The sequence below is a fragment of the Mannheimia haemolytica genome (assembly GCA_900638155.1).
Lineage (GTDB): Bacteria > Pseudomonadota > Gammaproteobacteria > Enterobacterales > Pasteurellaceae > Mannheimia > Mannheimia glucosida.
This window is the reverse complement of sequence record LR134495.1, coordinates 1,950,062-1,969,621: the sequence shown is the minus strand read 5'-3', so window position 1 is coordinate 1,969,621 and position 19,560 is coordinate 1,950,062. Positions and strand designations below refer to the sequence as shown.

At 42.8% G+C, this 19,560-nt stretch carries 19 protein-coding genes; 17 read left to right on the top strand and 2 right to left on the bottom strand.

Going from position 1 to position 19,560, the window contains the following annotated elements; all coding sequences use genetic code 11:
* The first annotated feature begins 7 nt into the window (after nucleotides 1-7).
* From EL242_RS09655 to EL242_RS09600, 12 genes are all read left to right on the top strand, one after another.
* Nucleotides 8-691, top strand: a complete 684-nt coding sequence (locus EL242_RS09655) for an electron transport complex subunit E (RefSeq protein ID WP_126302413.1) — start codon at nucleotides 8-10, stop codon at nucleotides 689-691.
* Nucleotides 692-820: 129 nt separating this feature from the next.
* On the top strand, nucleotides 821-1,771 hold the full coding sequence (gene lpxM, locus EL242_RS09650; protein WP_126302412.1) for a lauroyl-Kdo(2)-lipid IV(A) myristoyltransferase: 951 nt from the start codon (nucleotides 821-823) through the stop codon (nucleotides 1,769-1,771).
* A 127-nt stretch (nucleotides 1,772-1,898) separates the two neighbouring features.
* Complete coding sequence (apt, locus tag EL242_RS09645; protein ID WP_021280312.1) at nucleotides 1,899-2,438, top strand: adenine phosphoribosyltransferase; 540 nt, start codon at nucleotides 1,899-1,901, stop codon at nucleotides 2,436-2,438.
* 86 nt (nucleotides 2,439-2,524) lie between these two features.
* Nucleotides 2,525-4,582: a DNA polymerase III subunit gamma/tau gene (gene dnaX, locus EL242_RS09640; RefSeq protein WP_126302411.1), complete on the top strand. Its 2,058-nt coding sequence runs from the start codon at nucleotides 2,525-2,527 to the stop codon at nucleotides 4,580-4,582.
* Between the two features lie 5 nt (nucleotides 4,583-4,587).
* Nucleotides 4,588-5,496 carry an ABC transporter ATP-binding protein gene (locus tag EL242_RS09635; RefSeq protein ID WP_006249090.1) on the top strand — a complete coding sequence of 303 codons (909 nt, stop codon included), beginning with the start codon at nucleotides 4,588-4,590 and terminating at the stop codon, nucleotides 5,494-5,496.
* Between the two features lies 1 nt (nucleotide 5,497).
* Nucleotides 5,498-6,259 (top strand): ABC transporter permease, encoded by a 762-nt coding sequence (locus tag EL242_RS09630; RefSeq protein WP_126302410.1) that lies wholly within the window; start codon nucleotides 5,498-5,500, stop codon nucleotides 6,257-6,259.
* Nucleotides 6,260-6,276: 17 nt separating this feature from the next.
* Nucleotides 6,277-7,032 (top strand): molybdate ABC transporter substrate-binding protein, encoded by a 756-nt coding sequence (modA, locus tag EL242_RS09625; protein ID WP_126302749.1) that lies wholly within the window; start codon nucleotides 6,277-6,279, stop codon nucleotides 7,030-7,032.
* Nucleotides 7,033-7,077: 45 nt separating this feature from the next.
* On the top strand, nucleotides 7,078-7,770 hold the full coding sequence (gene modB / locus EL242_RS09620) for a molybdate ABC transporter permease subunit (protein WP_126302409.1): 693 nt from the start codon (nucleotides 7,078-7,080) through the stop codon (nucleotides 7,768-7,770).
* Complete coding sequence (gene modC / locus EL242_RS09615) at nucleotides 7,757-8,812, top strand: molybdenum ABC transporter ATP-binding protein ModC (protein WP_006249094.1); 1,056 nt, start codon at nucleotides 7,757-7,759, stop codon at nucleotides 8,810-8,812. The genes modB and modC overlap by 14 nt, the downstream gene beginning before the upstream one ends.
* A gap of 54 nt (nucleotides 8,813-8,866) precedes the next feature.
* Nucleotides 8,867-9,301 (top strand): type II toxin-antitoxin system RatA family toxin, encoded by a 435-nt coding sequence (locus EL242_RS09610; protein WP_006249095.1) that lies wholly within the window; start codon nucleotides 8,867-8,869, stop codon nucleotides 9,299-9,301.
* Complete coding sequence (locus EL242_RS09605; RefSeq protein ID WP_006249096.1) at nucleotides 9,291-9,626, top strand: RnfH family protein; 336 nt, start codon at nucleotides 9,291-9,293, stop codon at nucleotides 9,624-9,626. Before EL242_RS09610 ends, EL242_RS09605 begins: the two co-directional genes overlap by 11 nt.
* 203 nt (nucleotides 9,627-9,829) lie before the next feature.
* The gene (locus EL242_RS09600; protein WP_126302408.1) at nucleotides 9,830-11,119 is read left to right on the top strand and encodes an MFS transporter; all 1,290 of its coding nucleotides are present in this window, start codon (nucleotides 9,830-9,832) and stop codon (nucleotides 11,117-11,119) included.
* 75 nt (nucleotides 11,120-11,194) lie between these two features.
* Here EL242_RS09600 and EL242_RS09595 read toward each other — a convergent pair whose 3' ends face one another.
* Entirely contained in the window at nucleotides 11,195-12,649 is a 1,455-nt protein-coding gene (locus EL242_RS09595) for an aminoacyl-histidine dipeptidase (protein ID WP_126302407.1), read from the bottom strand.
* Nucleotides 12,650-12,852: 203 nt separating this feature from the next.
* Between EL242_RS09595 and EL242_RS09590 the strand changes: the two genes are divergently transcribed.
* The 5 genes from EL242_RS09590 (at nucleotide 12,853) to tdeA (ending at nucleotide 18,465) form a co-directional block, all read left to right on the top strand.
* Nucleotides 12,853-14,022, top strand: a complete 1,170-nt coding sequence (locus EL242_RS09590; RefSeq protein ID WP_126302406.1) for a factor H binding protein domain-containing protein — start codon at nucleotides 12,853-12,855, stop codon at nucleotides 14,020-14,022.
* 196 nt (nucleotides 14,023-14,218) lie between these two features.
* A complete protein-coding gene (locus tag EL242_RS09585; protein ID WP_126302405.1) occupies nucleotides 14,219-15,628 on the top strand; it encodes a surface lipoprotein assembly modifier in 1,410 nt (469 codons plus the stop codon).
* A 145-nt stretch (nucleotides 15,629-15,773) separates the two neighbouring features.
* Nucleotides 15,774-16,247 (top strand): xanthine phosphoribosyltransferase, encoded by a 474-nt coding sequence (gpt, locus tag EL242_RS09580; protein ID WP_126302404.1) that lies wholly within the window; start codon nucleotides 15,774-15,776, stop codon nucleotides 16,245-16,247.
* 107 nt (nucleotides 16,248-16,354) lie between these two features.
* The gene (gene gmk, locus EL242_RS09575) at nucleotides 16,355-16,978 is read left to right on the top strand and encodes a guanylate kinase (protein WP_126302403.1); all 624 of its coding nucleotides are present in this window, start codon (nucleotides 16,355-16,357) and stop codon (nucleotides 16,976-16,978) included.
* Nucleotides 16,979-17,067: 89 nt separating this feature from the next.
* Nucleotides 17,068-18,465, top strand: coding sequence for a toxin/drug exporter TdeA (tdeA, locus tag EL242_RS09570; protein WP_126302402.1), 1,398 nt, complete (start codon nucleotides 17,068-17,070; stop codon nucleotides 18,463-18,465).
* Between the two features lie 112 nt (nucleotides 18,466-18,577).
* Here tdeA and EL242_RS09565 read toward each other — a convergent pair whose 3' ends face one another.
* On the bottom strand, nucleotides 18,578-19,423 hold the full coding sequence (locus EL242_RS09565) for an MBL fold metallo-hydrolase (RefSeq protein WP_126302401.1): 846 nt from the start codon (nucleotides 19,421-19,423) through the stop codon (nucleotides 18,578-18,580).
* Between the last annotated feature and the right edge of the window lie 137 nt (nucleotides 19,424-19,560).

The window sequence follows — 19,560 nt, the reverse complement described above, 5'->3', positions numbered from 1 at the left end:
GGGAGAAATGGAAAGAGAACAGCAAATCCCTGTGACGAATATTGACGTTGCCCCGAAACAATCCAGCGTTTGGAAAACAATTTTCGCTGACGGCGTGTGGAAAAACAATGGTGCTTTGGTGCAGTTATTAGGGCTTTGCCCACTACTGGCGGTGTCAAATAGTGTAACCAATGCACTTGGGTTAGGTTTGGCAACAATGTTTGTGCTAATTTGCACCAATATCACGGTTTCCCTGTTTCGGAAAATCACCCCACACGATATTCGGATTCCGATTTATGTGATGGTAATTGCAACGGTGGTAACGGCAGTACAGCTTTTAATGAATGCTTTTGCGTTCCCTGTTTACCAATCGCTCGGGATTTTTATTCCGCTGATTGTAACCAACTGTATTGTCATTGGGCGAGCAGAAGCCTATGCCTCAAAAAATGAGGTAAAATTCTCAGCGTTTGACGGCTTTTCAATGGGGCTGGGAATGACCTTTAGCCTAGTGGTGCTAGGAGCGTTGCGTGAAATTATTGGCAACGGCACGCTGTTTTCAGGCTTAGATCTACTCTTCGGTGATTGGGCAAAAGCCCTACGCATTAATGTATTGCATATTGATTCAGGTTTGCTACTGGCAATTTTACCCCCGGGAGCTTTTATCGGGCTTGGGGTGATATTGGCGGTGAAGAATATTATTGATAAAAAATAGCTTGATTTACCCCATACGAGCCGTATGGGGTTATTTAACCGAGCCACTTTGTGGCTCTAAAGTCCCGAAGGGACTTGGATTATCTAGCCTTGCACGGCTCGTGCGAGGCGTATGGAGTAAAAAGATAATATGACACGAATTACCGCCCAAGACGGCTATACGCACAAATTCCTATGGTCTTTTCTACACCCGAAATATTGGGGCGTGTGGTTAGGCGTTTTAGGATTAGTGATTTTAGCCTATGTGCCGGTGCGAATTAGGGATAAATTATCCGCTTTTGTGGGCAAGATGGCGTATCGCTATCTCAAGCAGAAAAATAAAAAAGGTTACCATCGTGCTAAAGTGAATTTGCGTTACTGCTTTCCTGATTGGAGTGAGGAAAAGCGTGAAGCGGTGGTAGAGAAAATGTTTATCACGGTGGCACAAACGATGTTGGCGATTGGCGAAACGGCAATTCGTCCGGTCTCTTATTTACAAAAACGGTGTGAATTTACCGGCTTTGAAAATGTGGTGAAAGCCAAAGAGAGTGGTAAAAACGTGATTATGTTAGTGCCACATACTTGGTCGATTGATATGGCGGGGGTGGCGATGTTCTCGCTCGGTTATCCGATGACGTCAATGTACAACCCACACCGCAACGCATTAGTGGATTGGCTGTGGAATATTACCCGTGAGCGTTTAGGTGGGCGAATGCATACTCGTCAAAATGGGATCAAGGCGTTTTTAGCCGATGTGCGTAAAGGTGATGTCGGTTATTTTCTGCCCGATGAAGATTTTGGCGAAGAGCTAAGTGTGTATGCCGACTTTTTTGCCACCGAAAAAGCGACTCTGCCCGGCTTAAATAAAATGGCAAGAGTAGCGAATGCGGAAGTGATCCCGATGTTCTCGATTTATAATGCCGAAAAAGCAAAATATGAAATGGAAATTTTGCCACCGCTTGAATTTTCAGGAGACCCAATTCAATCCGCCCGAGAAATGAACCGAGTAATTGAATATTTTGTGGAGAAAAACCCCGAGCAGTATGTTTGGATTTTACGTTTGCTTAAAACCAGACGAAACGGGGAAGATATTTATCGATAATATAGGGAAAAGGAAACTGAAAAGTAAGCTGTACTATCAAACGTAAGGTTATCAATTTCTCCTTGAAATTTCTGCTGTTTTTCTATAGAGTTTTCCAGTTATTTTTTTATTATACATAGGTCAAACAATGAACCAATTAGATTTAATTAAATCTTCTATCAAATCCATTCCTGATTACCCGAAAGCAGGGATTATCTTCCGTGATATCACTTCACTTTTAGAAGTGCCAACTGCATTCCAAGCCACTATTGATGCCATCGTTGCAGAATTTAAAGACAAAGGTATTACTAAAATTGTCGGCACAGAATCTCGCGGGTTTATTTTTGGTGCCCCTGTTGCATTAGCGTTAGGCGTGCCGTTTGTGTTGGTTCGCAAGCCGAAAAAATTACCACGTGAAGTGATTTCGCAATCTTACACCCTTGAATATGGTGAAGATACGCTGGAAATTCATAAAGATGCAGTGAGTGCTGATGATAATGTATTGGTCATCGACGATTTACTCGCAACCGGCGGCACTATTGATGCCACTGCAAAATTAATTCGTCGCTTAGGTGGTAAAGTAGAACACGCTGCCTTTGTAATTTGGCTACCTGCGTTAGGCGGTAAAGAACGTTTAGAAAAAGAAGGGATTCGCTCTTTTACTCTGGTAAGTTTTGAGGGGCATTAATCCTACAAGCGGTGATTTTTTGCTAGAATTTTGCAAAATTTTTCGGAAAATGACCGCTTGTCATTTCCCAATTAAAAAGAAAATCAATGAGTTATCAAGTTTTAGCCCGTAAATGGAGACCGCAACGCTTCTCGGAAGTGGTTGGTCAGCAACACGTTTTATCTGCTCTTGAAAACAGTTTAAGAGAAGATCGACTGCACCACGCTTACCTGTTTTCAGGCACTCGTGGTGTGGGGAAAACCTCTATTGCCCGTTTATTTGCCAAAGGCTTAAACTGTGTAAACGGGATCACCGCTGAACCTTGCGGAGAATGTGCGAATTGTAAAGCGATTGAAGAAGGGCATTTTATCGATCTCATTGAAATTGATGCTGCTTCTCGTACTAAAGTGGAAGACACTCGTGAGCTACTTGATAACGTTCAATACAAACCCACTGTCGGACGTTTTAAGGTTTATTTGATTGACGAGGTGCATATGCTCTCTCGTCATAGTTTCAACGCCTTACTGAAAACCCTTGAAGAGCCGCCTGAATATGTCAAATTCTTGCTGGCAACCACCGATCCGCAAAAACTGCCGATTACGATCCTCTCCCGCTGTATGCAATTTCATCTGCGGGCATTAGAACAATCGCAAATTGCCCGTCATCTTGAATTTATCCTAAATGCGGAGGACATTCCGTTTGAGCCTCTGGCACTAGAAAAGTTAGCAAAAGCAGCACAAGGTAGTATCCGAGACTCTCTCAGCCTCACCGATCAAGCCATTGCAATGAGCAATGCCAATATTACGCTTGCGGTAGTCAGCCAAATGCTGGGGTTGATTGACGATAATCAACCGCTAGAATTAGTGCAAGCAATAGCCCAAGCCGACGGCGAAAAAGCAATGACGATCATTGAGCAAATTGCCGCGAAAGGTGTTGATTGGCAACAATTATTAAGCGATGTGGCAGAAGTGTTACACAAAATTGCCATGTTGCAATTAGTGAAAACGCCTACAACCGAAGAAACATTAGTGCATTTTCTAGCAAAACAGATTCCGCCGGAAGATGTGCAATTTTTCTATCAATTAATCCTCAATAGTAAAAAAGAGCTACCTTTTGCACCGGAGCAACGTGCCGGTGTTGAAATGGCTATTTTGCGTGCGTTGGCTTTCCACCCTAAACAGGCGGAAAAAATAGCAACAGTTGTGGTAGAAAGGGTTACCCAGCTAAACCATTCAGTTCCAGCGGTTACAACAGCAAAACCACAAAATCAAATTAGCCAGCTAAGAGAAAATTTTGAGCAAAATCAGCAAAAAGCGGTTACTGTTGCCAATACTACCGCAGCGGTTGAAACCGTTGCTCAACCGCCAAAGCCAGTAGATAAGGCTATTTCGCCGTCTGCTCCAACTACACTTTCACCGGCAATGGCAGCCCTCGAAGCCCGCAAAAAGCTACAAGCACAGCAGGCAAATTTAGCTCAAACTGAAAAAAAAAAGCCTGAGCTAAAAGCCCCTCAAGTTATTGCAAAAAAATCGGCAAATCAGACCGCTTCATTGCAGGAGCGGTTTATCAGTTTGGCGGAAAATCAGCATAAAGCCGTACAGCAAGTTTCAAAGAAAACCGAATCCGCCCCTAAAAGTGTGAAAGATGAAGATTATCGCTGGACGTGGCTTAATCCTGAATTAGAAAATCAAGCAGACAGTGCCAAGCCATCTGATATTAAACAAGCAATTTTACAAGAACGCACCCCTGAATTAGTGGCAAAAACCATTCATTTATCTTGTAAGCAGGATAAATGGTGTGACATCGCCAACTCCCTCAATTTAGGCGGATTTTCCCGTCAGATCGCCTTAAATAGCTATTTAGCGGAACAAAATGAACAGCACCTCGCATTGGTGTTAAAGCCGAATATGGCTCACTTAGATAATCCGGAATCACGTAAAAATTTAGAAGCTGCGCTTGCCGAAAAAGGCTATTCATACGAATTAACCATTGGTGATAATAGCGAACAGCAAACTCCGCTTGAAATTCGGCGAGCCATTTTCAAGCAATTAACTGAAGCCGCAAAATCAGCTCTGCTTAACGATGAAAAATTAATGTTACTTCGCAACGCTTTTGATGCACAAATTGATGAATCGACTATTCGAGCGGTGGCGGAAACTGAGTAAAACAAATGAAAGCATTAGAATTAATTGATTTGGTAAAAACCTACCCAACAGGTGTAAAAGCCGTTAAAGGTATTAACCTTGTGGTGGAACAAGGTGATTTCTATGCCCTGCTTGGGCATAACGGGGCGGGTAAATCTACCACCATTGGCATTATCAGCTCGTTGGTCAATAAAACCAGCGGCAGCGTAAAAGTGTTTGGCTACGATTTAGACACCCAAAAAGTTGAATTAAAGCATCAAATCGGCTTAGTGCCACAAGAGTTTAATTTCAATCAGTTTGAAAAAGTGATTGATGTGCTGGTGCAACAAGCCGGGTTTTACGGTATTCCTCGTAGTGAAGCCTTAGTACGTGCCGAAAAATGGCTCAAATTGCTCGACCTATGGGAAAAACGCACCCACCTCACCCGTGAGCTTTCAGGTGGAATGAAACGTCGGGTGATGATTGCCCGAGCCTTAATGCACAACCCGAAATTGTTGATCTTAGACGAACCGACTGCCGGTGTAGATATTGAACTTCGCCGCTCACTTTGGGATTTTTTAAGAGATCTGAATAATCAAGGCACAACCATTATTCTCACCACTCACTATTTAGAAGAGGCGGAAACCCTATGCCGTCACATTGGCATTATTCAACACGGTGAATTGATTGAAAACACTTCAATGAAAGCCTTGCTTGCCAAATTAGAAAGTGAAGTGTTTGTGTTAGATTTGCAAAATTCTGAGCAAAATCAACCGCTTGTGATTCAGAATTACCCGCATAAATGGCTTGATGAAAACACCCTTGAAGTGAATGTAAAACGTCAGCAAGGGCTAACCAATCTGTTTTCGCAGATTTCCGCCCAAGGGGCTGAGGTGCTAAGTATGCGAAACAAATCAAACCGTTTGGAAGAACTATTTATCAATATGGCTCAGTAAAATGAATTTAATCGGATTTTATACCTTAGCTTACAAAGAGTGCCGCCGCATTTTGCGGATTTGGCGACAAACTTTAGTGCCACCGGTGATTACCACCACGCTCTATTTTTTAATCTTCGGCACACTGATTGGTGGGCGAATCGGGGAAATGAATGGCGTGGGCTACACCCAATTTATTGCACCCGGCTTAATTATGATGACCGCCATCACCGCCTCTTATGTGAATACCGCCTCTTCGTTTTTCTTGAGTAAATTTACCCGAGATTTTGAAGAGATGCTGATTTCGCCACTCTCTACCCATAATATTATTTGGGGTTATGTCACCGGCAGTATTTTGCGTGCAGGTTTAGCTGCTACTTTGGTGATGTGCGTGGCGATGGTGTTTGTCTCGTTTGAGATTCACTCGGTTGCCATTATCGTTTTAACTTTGCTGCTAACAATTATCGCCTTTGCATTAGGTGGCGTGATTAATGCGGTATTTGCCCGTTCCTTTGATGATGTGGGACTGATTCCAACCTTTGTGCTTACCCCCTTAACTTACTTGGGTGGTGTATTTTACTCCATTTCATTACTGCCTGAATTTTGGCAAACGGTGTCTAAATTCAACCCGATCGTGTATATGATTAACGGCTTAAGATATGGCTTTCTCGGTATCAGCGATGTGCCGTTAGGCTATACTTTTGCAGTGCTTACTTTACTGTGTATCGGCTTGTATATGATTGCCTATTCCTTAATTCAACGAGGAGTTGGTCTTCGTTCTTAACTAACTGCGAGATTATGATGAAAGCATTGAAAAAACTAGCGTTTACATTGGCATTAACGTTATCAGGCACAGCCTTTTCACAAGAAATTACCGTGTTTGCGGCCGCCTCAATGACGAATGTATTACAAGATATTCAGCAGGATTTTGAAAAAGCCTATCCGGAGGATAAAATCACGTTCTCCTTCGCCTCATCATCTGTATTGGCAAAGCAAATTGAGCAAGATGCACCGGCAGATATTTTTATTTCCGCCGACCAAAAGTGGATGGATTATGTTGCCGAAAAACAACCTGAGAAGGTAAAGCATCGCCGTAATTTAGTCCGAAACGAGTTAGTGCTAATCGCACCAACCGAGAGTAATATTGAGCCGAAAGCCATACAAGCGGTCGATTTTGCCAAAGAATTAGCAAACAGCTATTTATCAGTGGGAGACCCGGACCACGTTCCTGCGGGTAAATACGCTAAAAAAGCCCTTAGCCATTACCAATTATGGGAAAGCGTTGAACCTCGTTTAGCAAGAGCAAAAAATGTTCGAGATGCCCTTTCTTTTGTCGAGCGAGGAGAATCTCCGCTTGGGATTGTCTATTCCACCGATGCCAAAGTGTCGAATAAAGTCAAAGTGGTTGCTGTTTTCCCGCCGGAAAGCTATGGCGAAATTATTTACCCTGCTGCGGTAGTCAGTGAAAAAGCCTATGCCGTCACATTTTTAGATTTCCTCAAAACCCCGAAAGCAAAAGCGAAATTTGAGGCGGCTGGGTTTTATCCTGTAAATTAAACTTACTCTCTCCCATAAATGGGAGAGAGCTTATATTAATAGGTTATGTTTGACTTCACCCCACAAGAACTCAATGCGATTTTTCTCAGCCTAAAAGTTGCCTCCATTGCCGTAGTGCTTGCATTACCGCTTGCCGTGTGGGTGGCATGGCTGCTTGCCCGCAAACAGTTTTGGGGCAAAAATCTGCTCAATGGTATTGTGCATCTCCCACTGGTGTTACCACCGGTTGTCATTGGCTATTTATTGCTCATTTCGATGGCAAAACGAGGGGTAATCGGGCAATATTTGTGGGAATGGTTTCATTTCAGCTTGAGTTTTTCGTGGAAAGGGGCGGTGCTTGCCTCGATGGTGATGGCGTTTCCGCTAATGGTGCGTTCTATCCGTTTAGCTTTTGAAGCCGTCGATCCTAAATTGGAGCAAGCCGCCAGAACGCTTGGGGCAACACCGTTAAAAGTGTTTTTCACTCTCACTTTACCGCTCTCTTTTTCTGGCATTATTGCCGGTGGCGTGCTGGGTTTTGCCCGCTCTTTGGGGGAGTTTGGGGCAACCATCACTTTTGTCTCCAACATTCCCAACCAAACCCAAACCATTCCTGCCGCCCTTTTCACCTTTATTGAAACCCCCGATGGCGAAATGGCTGCCGCCCGTTTGTGCTTGGTGGCGATTCTGATTTCACTCATTGCCCTGTTCTGTTCGGAATGGCTGGCAGAAAGGCAAAAACGCTATGCTCAAACTTAAACTTCTTCAGCAACTCGGCAATCTGACGCTCAATGTCAATCTCGATTTGCCGAATAAAGGAATCACCGCTATTTTCGGGCGTTCCGGTGCCGGTAAATCCAGCCTGATTAATTTAATTGCGGGGCTTTCAACCGCTCAAGCCGGCTTTATCGAATTAAACGGTCAGGTGCTGTTTGACAGCCAAAACGGCATCAATTTACCACCTGAAAAACGCAACATTGGCTATGTGTTTCAAGAGCATCGCCTTTTCCCTCATTATTCGGTGGAAAAAAACTTAAAATATGGCTACAAGCGGTCGGATTCTGCGGATTTTTTGCAAATTGTGGAACTGTTAGGCATTGCCCCTTTGCTTAATCGCTATCCGGCAAGCCTTTCCGGTGGCGAAAAACAACGTGTGGCGATTGGGCGGGCGTTATTAAGCTCACCGAATATTTTGCTGATGGACGAACCATTATCTGCCCTCGATCTCCCTCGTAAGCAAGAGCTACTGGACTATTTAGATAAATTATCCGCTCGGCTTGAAATACCGATTCTGTATGTCAGCCACAGTTTAGAGGAAGTAGTTCGATTGGCAGATCATCTTGTGCTGTTGGAAAACGGCAAAGTAACCGCATTTGATACCCTTTCAGCGGTTTGGCACAGCTCGGCATTTTCCGCTTGGCAGCCAAATCATCAGCGAATTAGCCTGCTTGAATTACCGGTGGAAGAAACACTTCCCCACTATAATATGCTTGGCTTGAGCTTGAACGCACAGCGATTATGGGTGAACCAACTCCCCCGCCATCAAATAGGCGAGAAGCTAAGGGTAACTATTGCCAGCAAAGAGGTTTCAATCAGCTTACAAAAACCGACTCAAAGCTCAATTCGTAATGTGTTAAAAGGCAATGTTCGGAAAATAGAAACGCATTTAGATCGGGTTGATCTGGCAATTCAAGTCGAAAATCAGCAAATTTGGAGTACGATCAGCCTTTGGTCTTTTAATGAATTAGCGATTCAACCGGAGCAAGAGGTCTATCTTCAAATCAAAAGCGTTTCTTTATAGGCTTGCAAATTTACGCTAAAATATGACCGCTTGTTAATTCCCAAAAGAGACATTATGCCAATCGTTAATCAATCTGCCCTCGTGCCTTATAGTGCCGAGCAAATGTATCAACTTGTTAATCAGTATGAAAAATACCCCGAATTTTTATCCGGCTGCGTGAGTACCAAAACCCTTAGCACCGGCGAAAATGAATTAAAGGCAGAGTTACACATTCAGAAATTAGGCATTAGCCAAACTTTCAGTACCCACAATAAAATGACGCCGCCCTATAAAATCGAGATGGCATTAATTGAAGGGCCTTTCCGCCATTTACACGGAGCTTGGACATTCACCCCCTTTGATGAGCAAAGTTGCAAAATTGCCCTGCAATTAAATTTTGAATTTTCCAGCCCAATTGTAGCAATGGTGTTCGGCAAGGTGTTCAACGAATTAACTTTAAAAATGGTAAATGCTTTCAAACAACGTGCAAAAGAGGTGTATGGTGTCTGAACAACGTCAAAATCCAGAAGAACAAAAAAGTGAAGAACAGAAAATTAATGTTGAGGTGCTTTATGCTTACCCTGATAAATATTTTCTGAAAAAACTGCAAGTACCGCAAAACGCGACCATTCAAACTATTATTTTGCTCTCCGGCGTGTTGGAAAAATATACCGAAATTGACTTGCGTGAAAACAAAGTCGGTATTTTTAGCCGCCCGGCAAAACTGAATGAAACGGTGGAAGAAGGCGACAGAATTGAGATCTATCGCCCGTTAATTGCTGATCCGAAAGAAATCAGACGCAAAAGAGCGGCTGAGCAAGCGGAGAAGAAATAGCTTTCTCCTATTCAATCTAGGGGTGAATAATTATTCGCCCTATCTATTTTCTCCCTCGCCATTCCTGCTATAAATTCCCTCCTTTGATTAAATATGAAAATCTTTCATAAATTTTATGTAAATTTTGAGTTTGATTATATTTAATCAACTTTCTATAGTTCACTCTAAATAAAATTTTATCAATTTTGATGCAGAGGGAGCTTATGGATATTCGTCAAAAAATTGCTCATAACAAAATGACTTCATTCCAATGGTTAGTGGTTGGGCTTACGGTGTTACTTAATATGCTGGACGGCTTTGATTTAATGGCACTCGCCTTTACCGCCAAAAGCATCCGAGAAGAATTGCAGTTAGACGGTGCAGCCATCGGCAGCTTAATGAGTGCCGGTTTATTCGGTATGGCGATAGGCTCACTCTTTCTTTCACCGCTTGCGGATAAATTTGGTCGCCGCCCGTTGCTTTTAATCGGCACAGGCTTAGCCACGTTAGGAATGCTCCTAACTTATTTCGCTACTTCTGCGTTTGAAATTGGGGTATGGCGTGTTTTAACCGGTTTAGGCGTAGCCGCCATTTTAACCGGTACAAACGTATTGGTGAGTGAATACTCCAGCCAAAAATGGCGTGGCTTAGCAATTGCAATTTATGCCTCGGGCTTTGGTATTGGGGCAATGCTGGGCGGTATGTCTGCGGTGTTATTACAAGGAGAGTATGGCTGGCGTGCGGTTTTCCTAGTTGGGTCGATTTTAACCGGTGCGGTATTCGTTTTATTATTCTTTATATTGCCTGAATCGGTGGAATTTTTAATTTCAAAACGCCCGGTGAATGCTAAAGCTCGTTTAAATCAAATTGCCGTGAAATTAGGCTTAGGAAACGACTGGGAACTCCCTGAAATTGAGGCAAAAGCTAAAAGCAAAGTGGCAGTTACCCGTTTATTTGAGCCTGAATATCGCCGAAATACATTGTTGATTTGGCTTGCTTTTATTGCAATTTCAGCCTCATTTTACTTTATCAGCTCTTGGACTCCGGCATTGTTAGAAGAAGCCGGAATGCCGAAAACCCAAAGCCAAACGGTAGGAATGGCAATTTCAGTCGGTGGCACAATCGGTTCGTTAATTTTCGGTTTCTTAGTCAGCCGCTGGGCAGCAAAACATATTTTGCAGGCATTCAGTATTCTCGCTGCATCTGCTGTGGTTGCCTTTGTGTTTGCCGGCAGTTTAGGACTCGCCATTGCATTAGCCATTTTAGTTGGCGGATTAATTAACGGCTGCATTACTGGGCTTTATACCATTAACCCAACCCTATACGCACCGGATTTCCGCAGCACGGGCGTAGGCACCGCTATCGGTGTAGGGCGTTTAGGCTCAATTGTTTCCCCAACTCTTGCAGGTATTTTATTAGACGCCGGCTGGAAAAAGAACGAGCTTTATTTAGGTGCAGCAGTCGTCTTATTAATTGCTGCTTTCACGGTACATTTTTTAAAACAGAGAAAATAAGAGCTACCCCGTAATTAATTGAGGTTTTATTCAATTAATTACGGGGCAAGATTATATAATTTTTTTTGATTAAATTTATTTCTCAGGTGCTTGTTCAAGCAGTTTGGTTAGGAGTTTCCAATAAACCTCCACCGCCGGAATATGCACTTTTTCGTCCGGAGAATGAGCGTTGAGAATAGTTGGTCCAATCGAGACAAAATCCATATTCGGGTAGATTTTGTTGATTAAGCCACATTCCAGCCCTGCGTGAATCACTTTAATTTGGGATTCATAGCCTAAAATTTCATCATAAATCGCTTTGGTTAATGGCGTGATTTTGGAATTTGGGTTTGGCTCCCAGCCCGGGTAGTTGCCCGAAAATTCCACTTCTGCCCCCACTAGTGCGGTTAACGAGCGGATTTTACTGCGAATTTCCTCTTTTCCGCCCTCAATTAATGAGCGGGCAAGAATGGTCGCTTTCACCTCACTCGCTTCGGTGTTAAGCACACCAATACTGAGTGAGGTTTCCACCACATTTTCCACCACATCGCTATTACGCACCACACCATTTGGCAGCACATTTAAGAAATGGATTACTCGAGCAGTGCTGGCAAGGTCAAAGGCTTGCTCAGGCAGTTGAGCTTCTTCAATTAAAAATTGGAAGTTTGGCTCGGCAATTTTGAGTTCTGCTTTTACTTGTTTGGCGGTTTGGCTTAAACAAGCGGTTAATTTTTGCTGATTTTTTGCAGAGAAAACCAAGGTTGCGTGGGCTTCTCGTGGAATGGCATTCCGCACCGAACCGCCTTGAATGTCTGCAATTTGGAATTCCACTTCGCTGTGGGTTTGTTCCAAAATGCGGGCGAACACTTTAATCGCATTCGCTCGGGTGGTGTGAATATCACAGCCCGAATGCCCGCCGTTTAAGCCTTTAAGCGTAACGGTTACTGCACTATCTTGCTGATGAGGCACTAAGAAAACGGGAAGCGTTACATTCACATTTTCGCCACCTGCACAGCCGATGTAAATTTCCCCGTTTTCTTCGGTGTCGGTGTTAATCATAATATCGGCGGTTAGCCAGTTCGGGCGTAAACCAATAGCCCCTTCCATACCGGCTTCTTCGGTCATTGTGAGCAACACTTCAACGGTTGGGTGGGTTAAATCATCGCTATCCAACACTGCCAAGCACGAAGCCAAGCCAATGCCATTATCTGCCCCCAATGTTGTGCCTTTGGCTTTTACCCATTCGCCGTCAATATAAGGCTGGATCGGATCTTTAGTGAAATCGTGAACCGTGCCGGCATTGGCTTGTGGGACCATATCAAGATGGGCTTGCAGTGCGATGGTTTGGCGGTTTTCCATGCCTTTAGTTGCTGGTTTGCGGATTAACACATTGCCGGCTTCATCACGTTCAACAAAGAAATTTTTTGATTTTGCCCAATTCACAATAAATTCAGCCAGTTCATTTTCGTGGTAAGACGGGTGCGGAATGGCACAGACGTTATCAAACCACCGCCAAAGCAGTTGCGGTGCGAGCGTTGATATTTCAGACATAATAAGCTCCTGTTGTAAAATTTTCCCAAAAAGTGACCGCTTGTATTCAAGCTGATATAGACCTCTGACATTGTAGAATATTTATGGGAAATTTAACAAAAAAATCTTAAAAAAGTACTTGATGACGAGTTGTTTTTTTTTTGTACAATCGGCGTGTGTTTTATACACATCTATTTTTGTTTATCTTACAAAAGGAACATTTTATGTCTATCAAAAAAGTAACTTTAGCAAGTTTGATTTTATTGGGGTTAACGGCGTGTAGTAGTGGTGGTTCGGGCGGTAGCTCAAACAATGTGGCAAAACCGAATACTAAACCGCAAACTACTCAGCAACAAACCGATAAAGCGGCAGCAGAAAAAGCAGCAAAAGACAAGGCAGCGAAAGAGAAAGCGGAAGCGGAACGTTTAGCAGTGGAAAAAGCGGCAAAAGAGAAAGCAGAAGCGGAACGTTTAGCAGCAGAAAAAGCAGCTAAAGAGAAAGCCGAAGCAGAACGTTTAGCGGCGGAAAAAGCGGCTAAAGAGAAAGCGGAAGCAAAGCGTTTAGCAGCAGAAAAAGCAGCGAAAGAGAAAGCAGAAGCGGAACGTTTAGCAGTGGAAAAAGCGGCGAAAGAGAAAGCAGAAGCAGAGCGTTTAGCGGCAGAAAAAGCAGCGAAAGAGAAAGCGGAAGCGGAACGTTTAGCGGCGGAAAAAGCGGCAAAGGAGAAAGCGGAAGCGGAGCGTTTAGCGGCAGAAAAAGCGGAGAAAGAGAAAGTAGAAGCGGAGCGTTTAGCAGCAGAGAAAGCAGCGATAATAAAAGCAAAAGGCATTGATGATGAAAATTACGGTATCAGATTTAATGATTTTAAAGAAACAGCAGAAGGTAAAATTAAAGTTAGAACACAGAGTTATTTATATAACCAGCCTTATTCGGTAGTAACGGCACAAGAGGTTGAAAGAAAAGGTTGGGAAAATGGAAAATATATTGATAAATCAGATAAAACGATTACGGTTAAAGGATTAAAAACAGAAAAATTACCTACTGAGGGTAAAGCAACTTATGAAGGAAAAGCCTTTAATTATCATGGAGATACAGGGCATAGTGGAGGTTTCTTAACCTATAATGTTGATTTTACTAATCGCACTGGTTCAGGAAGAGTAGAGGGTGATTGGGGAATGTATATTCTATTAGATAAAGGAAGTATAGAGAAAAATAGTATTTCTTCTACAACACATCAGTATTATGGTAATTCTCATTATGTTGATGGGAAATATCAGATTGAATTTTTTGGTCCAAATGCGGAAGAAATTTCTGGAAAAATTCAGACCGATATAGATCCTAATGGAAGACGAGAAAGTTTCGGTCTCTCTGGCACTCGTGGCGATATCCAACAATAATCTTTTCTAATGTTTAATGCCGTTTAACGAAAAATTAAACGGCATTTGTCTTGATATTACTTGTAGATACCATAAGACACAATAGTTTAGATTTCAATTTAACAGCTTCGAACAACCCTCTACCCTCGTGGGAGAGAGTGATCAATCCCGTAGAGGCGAACATATAGGTCCGTTTCTACCAATGTTCTTTATCTTTATGAAAAAATATCCCCTTTTATTTTCGCTTTTCAGCCCTTTTTTATGGGCAGAAACGGTAATTGAGCACAACACCGACCCAGTTTCGTTTGAACGCCATTCACAAGCGGTCAAATTTGAGCAAAATTTTGCAAAAAAGTCGGAAAAAACGACCGTTTACCAACATGAATATGCATTCAATCAGAATGTTGAACAGCAAATTAACCAAGCGATTCTCAGCCAAGATTGGGAAAATTTAGCACCGCTTTTAAGCCGTTATCAGCAAATGCCCAATATTGATCCGTTACTTTGGCATTACGCCCAAGCGGCACTTGCCTATGCGAAAAAAGATCATCATTCAGCCATTTTTCACTATCGCCAGTTACTCGCAAGAAATCCTAATTTAGTTTATCCACGTTTTGATTTAGCGTTGATTTTGGCAGAAGATCAGCAATTTCGTGCGGCAGAACGGGAATTTCAGCAACTTCAAGCCCATTTACCGCCGGAACTCGCTAAAATTGCCCGCAATACACAAGTCCAAATTGCTGAAAATGAGGCGTGGCAGCCCGATTTTTATCTGCAATATACCCAAACAGATAACGTGAATAATGCCTCATCTTCGCCAATTGTGAATGTAAATGGGCGGATCTTCCGCAAAAATGCAGACAGTTTGCCACAATCGGCAAAAGGCGTGCGTTATGGCTTAGGGTTGAGTAAATTGCACAACGTGAAAGGCAATCATTTTACCGGTTTAACGCTCAATTATAGTGGGATTTACTATTGGGATAACCGAGATTACCGTGAGCAATCGGTGTCTGTTTCGCCGAATTATAGCTACCGCACCGCCACTTATCGGCTAACTTTTTCGCCTTTTATTGAGCAAAACTGGCTGGGAAGTAGCCGTTATAATGTTCAATTTGGGGCAACGCTCAACGGCTTGCGTTACCTTAATTCGCAATGGTTGGTGTCGGGGAGTTTTACCCATTTGCAAAAACGTTATTTTGAGGAGCTAACCGCAAACCGTTATAACAGCTATCAGCACCAGCTCAGTGGCGGTATGCAGTGGCAAGCTGTTAAAAATGGGCGATTTTTTGCAAATTTAGATGGCGTGCGTGAAATTGCCCGAGAAAAAGCACAAAGTTCAAATAAGTGGTTCGCGAGGGTTGGAGTAATTTATCAAGGCGAGCGTTGGGCAACGCAGGCAAGTATCGGCTTTGGAAAACGATATTTTGCAGACAAGCACTATTTGTTTGGCTATAAGCGGTTAGACACGGAATATCAAGCCAATTTAGTGGTTTGGAACCGCACTTGGCATTGGCAGGGCATTGTGCCGAAGCTGAATTTCCGTTATCAGAAAATTGACAGCAATATTGCCGATTTTTACTCTCGCCAAAACAAGGAAGTCTTTTTTACCTTAGAAAAGCTATTTTAGTGTTGGTTTTTTGTGCTAAGCATACGATTGCGTAGCCAGCGGCATAAAAAAATAAATGAAATGATAGCGAAAAAACCATTTTCGGGTTATCCTAGTGCAATTTTTTATATCGGGGTAGCCCCCAATTTTATATTAGGTTGTTTCTATGAGTGAAAAATACACAAATGAAAAATATGTCGTGACGTGGGATATGTTCCATATGCACGCTCGCAAGTTGGCAGAAAATTTATTACCTGCCACACAGTGGAAAGGGATTATTGCGGTGAGCCGTGGCGGCTTGTTTCCGGCAGCCGTTTTAGCACGTGAGTTGGGTATTCGCCACGTAGAAACAGTGTGCATTGCCAGCTACGATCACGATAGCCAAGGTGAATTAAATGTGTTACACGCAGCCGATACCGATGGCGAAGGCTTTATTGTGGTTGATGATTTAGTGGATACCGGCAACACGGCAAAAGAAATTCGCAGAATGTACCCTAAAGCTCGCTTTGTAACCGTGTTTGCAAAACCGCAAGGTGCTCCGTTGGTTGATGATTATGTGATTGATATTCCGCAAGAAACTTGGATTGAACAACCTTGGGATTTAGGCATTACCTTCGTTCAGCCTTTGGCTCGTAGATAATTTTGTGTAATGGACAATGAAAGTTGTCCATTATTTTTATTTATTCCTATGAAATGTAGGGGCGAATCATCATTCGCCCTATTCCAAAAAACAAATAGCTATACACAATGAGTTTAGGCAATCTTTATATTATTTCTGCCCCAAGTGGTGCAGGAAAATCTTCCTTGATTAACGCCTTGTTGGCGGATTTACCCCATTCGGAAGTACAGCTTTCGATTTCACACACTACCCGTCAGCCTCGTCCGGCAGAACAGGACGGCGTGCATTATTATTTCACTTCGCACGATGAGTTTAAGCAGCTGATTGAGCAAGGGCATTTTTTAGAATGGGCGGAGGTGTTTGGCAATTATTACGGCACATCATTGCCGATGATTGAACGTAGCCTAGAGCAGGGCATTGATGTCTTTTTGGATATTGACTGGCAAGGGGCTAGACAAATTCGGGAAAAAGTGCCGAATGTGAAAACCATTTTTATTCTGCCGCCGTCAAAAGCAGAATTGGAAAAACGCTTAATCGGGCGTGGGCAAGATTCCGCTGAAACCATTGCCAAACGTATGGCAGAGGCGGTGTCGGAAATGAGTCATTACAATGAGTTCGATTATGTGATTATTAATGATGATTTCCAACAGGCATTGAAAGAGTTAAAAGTGATTTTACTTGCCGAGCGTTTGAGCTTAGGCTCGCAACAAATTCGTCATCAGCATTTAATTACTGATTTGTTAAATAATTAAATGAACAGTCGTTCATTTAACTGGAAAGGCAATCTGTTTTTGGGTAGAATACGCCCGTTTTCCCCTCTTTATTTTCAAAAGGAAATGTAATGAAACTTTCAAAATTAGCATTTTCTGTGGTGCTGGCTCTAACCGTAACAGCCTGTACCACAGGGAATATGAGCAATGACGGGACTTTGCAACAAGCACAGCAAACCTATCAAAGCTATGATGAAATTACCAAACAATATCAAATTAACGAGCAATGGTGGCAAGGCTATACGGATGCGGAATTAAACCGTGTGGTCGATTTAGCCATCAAAAATAACCTTGATTTAGCCAAAAGCGGAATTGCAGTCAATAAAGCCTTGTATAACGCTAATTTAGTAGGGGCAAATTTAGTGCCAACCTTTAGTGGTTCAGGTTCTGTTTCTGCGGCTAAAGGTTTAGGTTCGGCTTCTTCAAATAATGTTTCGACCGGTGTTTCAACAACAGCGGCTCAAGCTGCATTTAATTTAAGTTATACTGTGGATTTATGGCGACGTTTAGCCGATACCGCCAGTGCGGCAGAATGGACGCATAAAGCCACCATTGAAGACTTAAAAGCTACCCGTTTATCTATTATTAATGCGGTTGTGACTACTTACTACCAGTTAGCTTACTATCGTGATGCGATTCGTATTACCGAAGAGAGCATTCGCAATTATGAGCAAATCAGCCGTATTTTAACTAACAAAATGAATGCCGGTGCGATTGATAGTTTAGCGGTTGATCAGGCTCAACAAGCGGTCTTAAACGCCAGAAATAGTGTAATTGATCTGAAAACCAACCAAAAAATTGCCGAGCAAACATTACGCAATTTGTTAAATGTTCAGCCAAATACTCCGCTTAACATTCGTTACCCGAATATTATGAGCGTGAAATTGCAAGGGGTAGATTTAAATGTGCCGGTGTCAGCCATTGCTAATCGCCCTGATGTAGTAGGCTCGTTACAACGCTTACAAAGTGCGTTTAAAACCTTAACCGCAACCGAGAAAAGCTGGTTCCCAACTTTAACTATCGGTGGTTCTATTACCGGTAGTGCAAGTAATATTGGCAATGTGGCAGATAACCCTGTGGGTAACGGCTTAATTAAACTGGATTTACCATTCTTAGATTGGAATCGAGTTAAAAATAACGTAAAAATTTCTGAAACGGATTATGTGACTGCCCGTTTAAACTATGAGCAAAAAATTACCTCAGCCTTAAATGAAATTGACCGTTATTATTACAGTTATACGCAGTCGAGAAGCTCGTTAAAAATCCTTCAAGATACTAATGCGAAAAATAAACGTATCAGTTCATACTATAAAAACCGTTATGAACAAGGGGTGTCGGAGTTCCGTGAGTGGATTACCGCACTGAATACCGAGCTTAATTCTCAGTTGGCGATTTTAAATGCAAAATATGCGATTTTGACCAACGAGAATGCGGTTTACCAAGCAATGGCAGGTAAATACAGAAGATAATTATATCTAAAACTATATACTATGGCTGGTAAAAGCGGGTTAAGGCTTGATGGCTTAACCTGCTTCGCTATTTATTGCTACTTAAACCATTTTGGTAATGTTAGTTTAGCTACTAGAACTTAATCACATCACCGTTTTTCGGCACAGTCACTCGATCTAATCCCTCTTTTTGCACATAGTCACGCATCTGATCACTACTGATAGAGGTTTGTGGCAGGGCGTCCATATGCACGGTTAAGATTTTCGCTTGTGGAGCGATTTTGTGTGCTTTGGAAACATCTTCGGTACACATAATCGGGCTGCCTTCAAAGTTTGGTAGTTTGGCACAGCCGGCATTCAGCACCACAAAGTCCGGTTTGTAAGTGTTGAACGAATGTTCGATTTCGTGGTTCCAAATGGTATCCCCCACCAAATAAACGGTCGGTTTGCCTTCCGCTTTCATCACTACACCCATCGCATCGCCGACCATTTCGGCAATTTTCGGGTTCGCATACATCGCATCGGTGCCGTGCTGGCCTCGGGTGCGGGTTAAGGTTACGCCTTCAAACGGGGTATCTTTGCCGACCACACGCACATCGGTAAAGCCTTGTGAACGGATTAAACGGGCATCACCGGCATTCTGCACAAAAATCGGCAGATTTTTCGGCACACGTTGTTGCGCTACTTCGTCCCAGTGGTCTGCGTGAGTATGAGTCACGATCACCGCATCCACGCCATTTAACACTTCATCAATGCTCACAGTCATATCCACGGTCGGATTACGTTTTTTCGCATTCGGCGGTAAGTAGCGATCTTTCTCCGCTAAATACGGATCGACCAAAAACGTCTTGCCGGCATATTCAATTTTCGCCGTTGCATTACGAATATGTTGGTATTGGCTCTGCTCAGCGGCAAAACTTGATGTAGCGAAAAGTGCCGTTGCGATCAGGCTCAGTGCTGTTTTTTTGACAAAAGTCATAGGTTCTCCAAAATAAATTAAAATGTAGAGTATGATTTTTTACGCTCTGCAATGCTGGTTTGCATAAGGAACAGTGTCCCTTACATCAATAAAAGCGGTCGATTTTGCACATTTTTCTGCAAAACCAACCGCTTGTT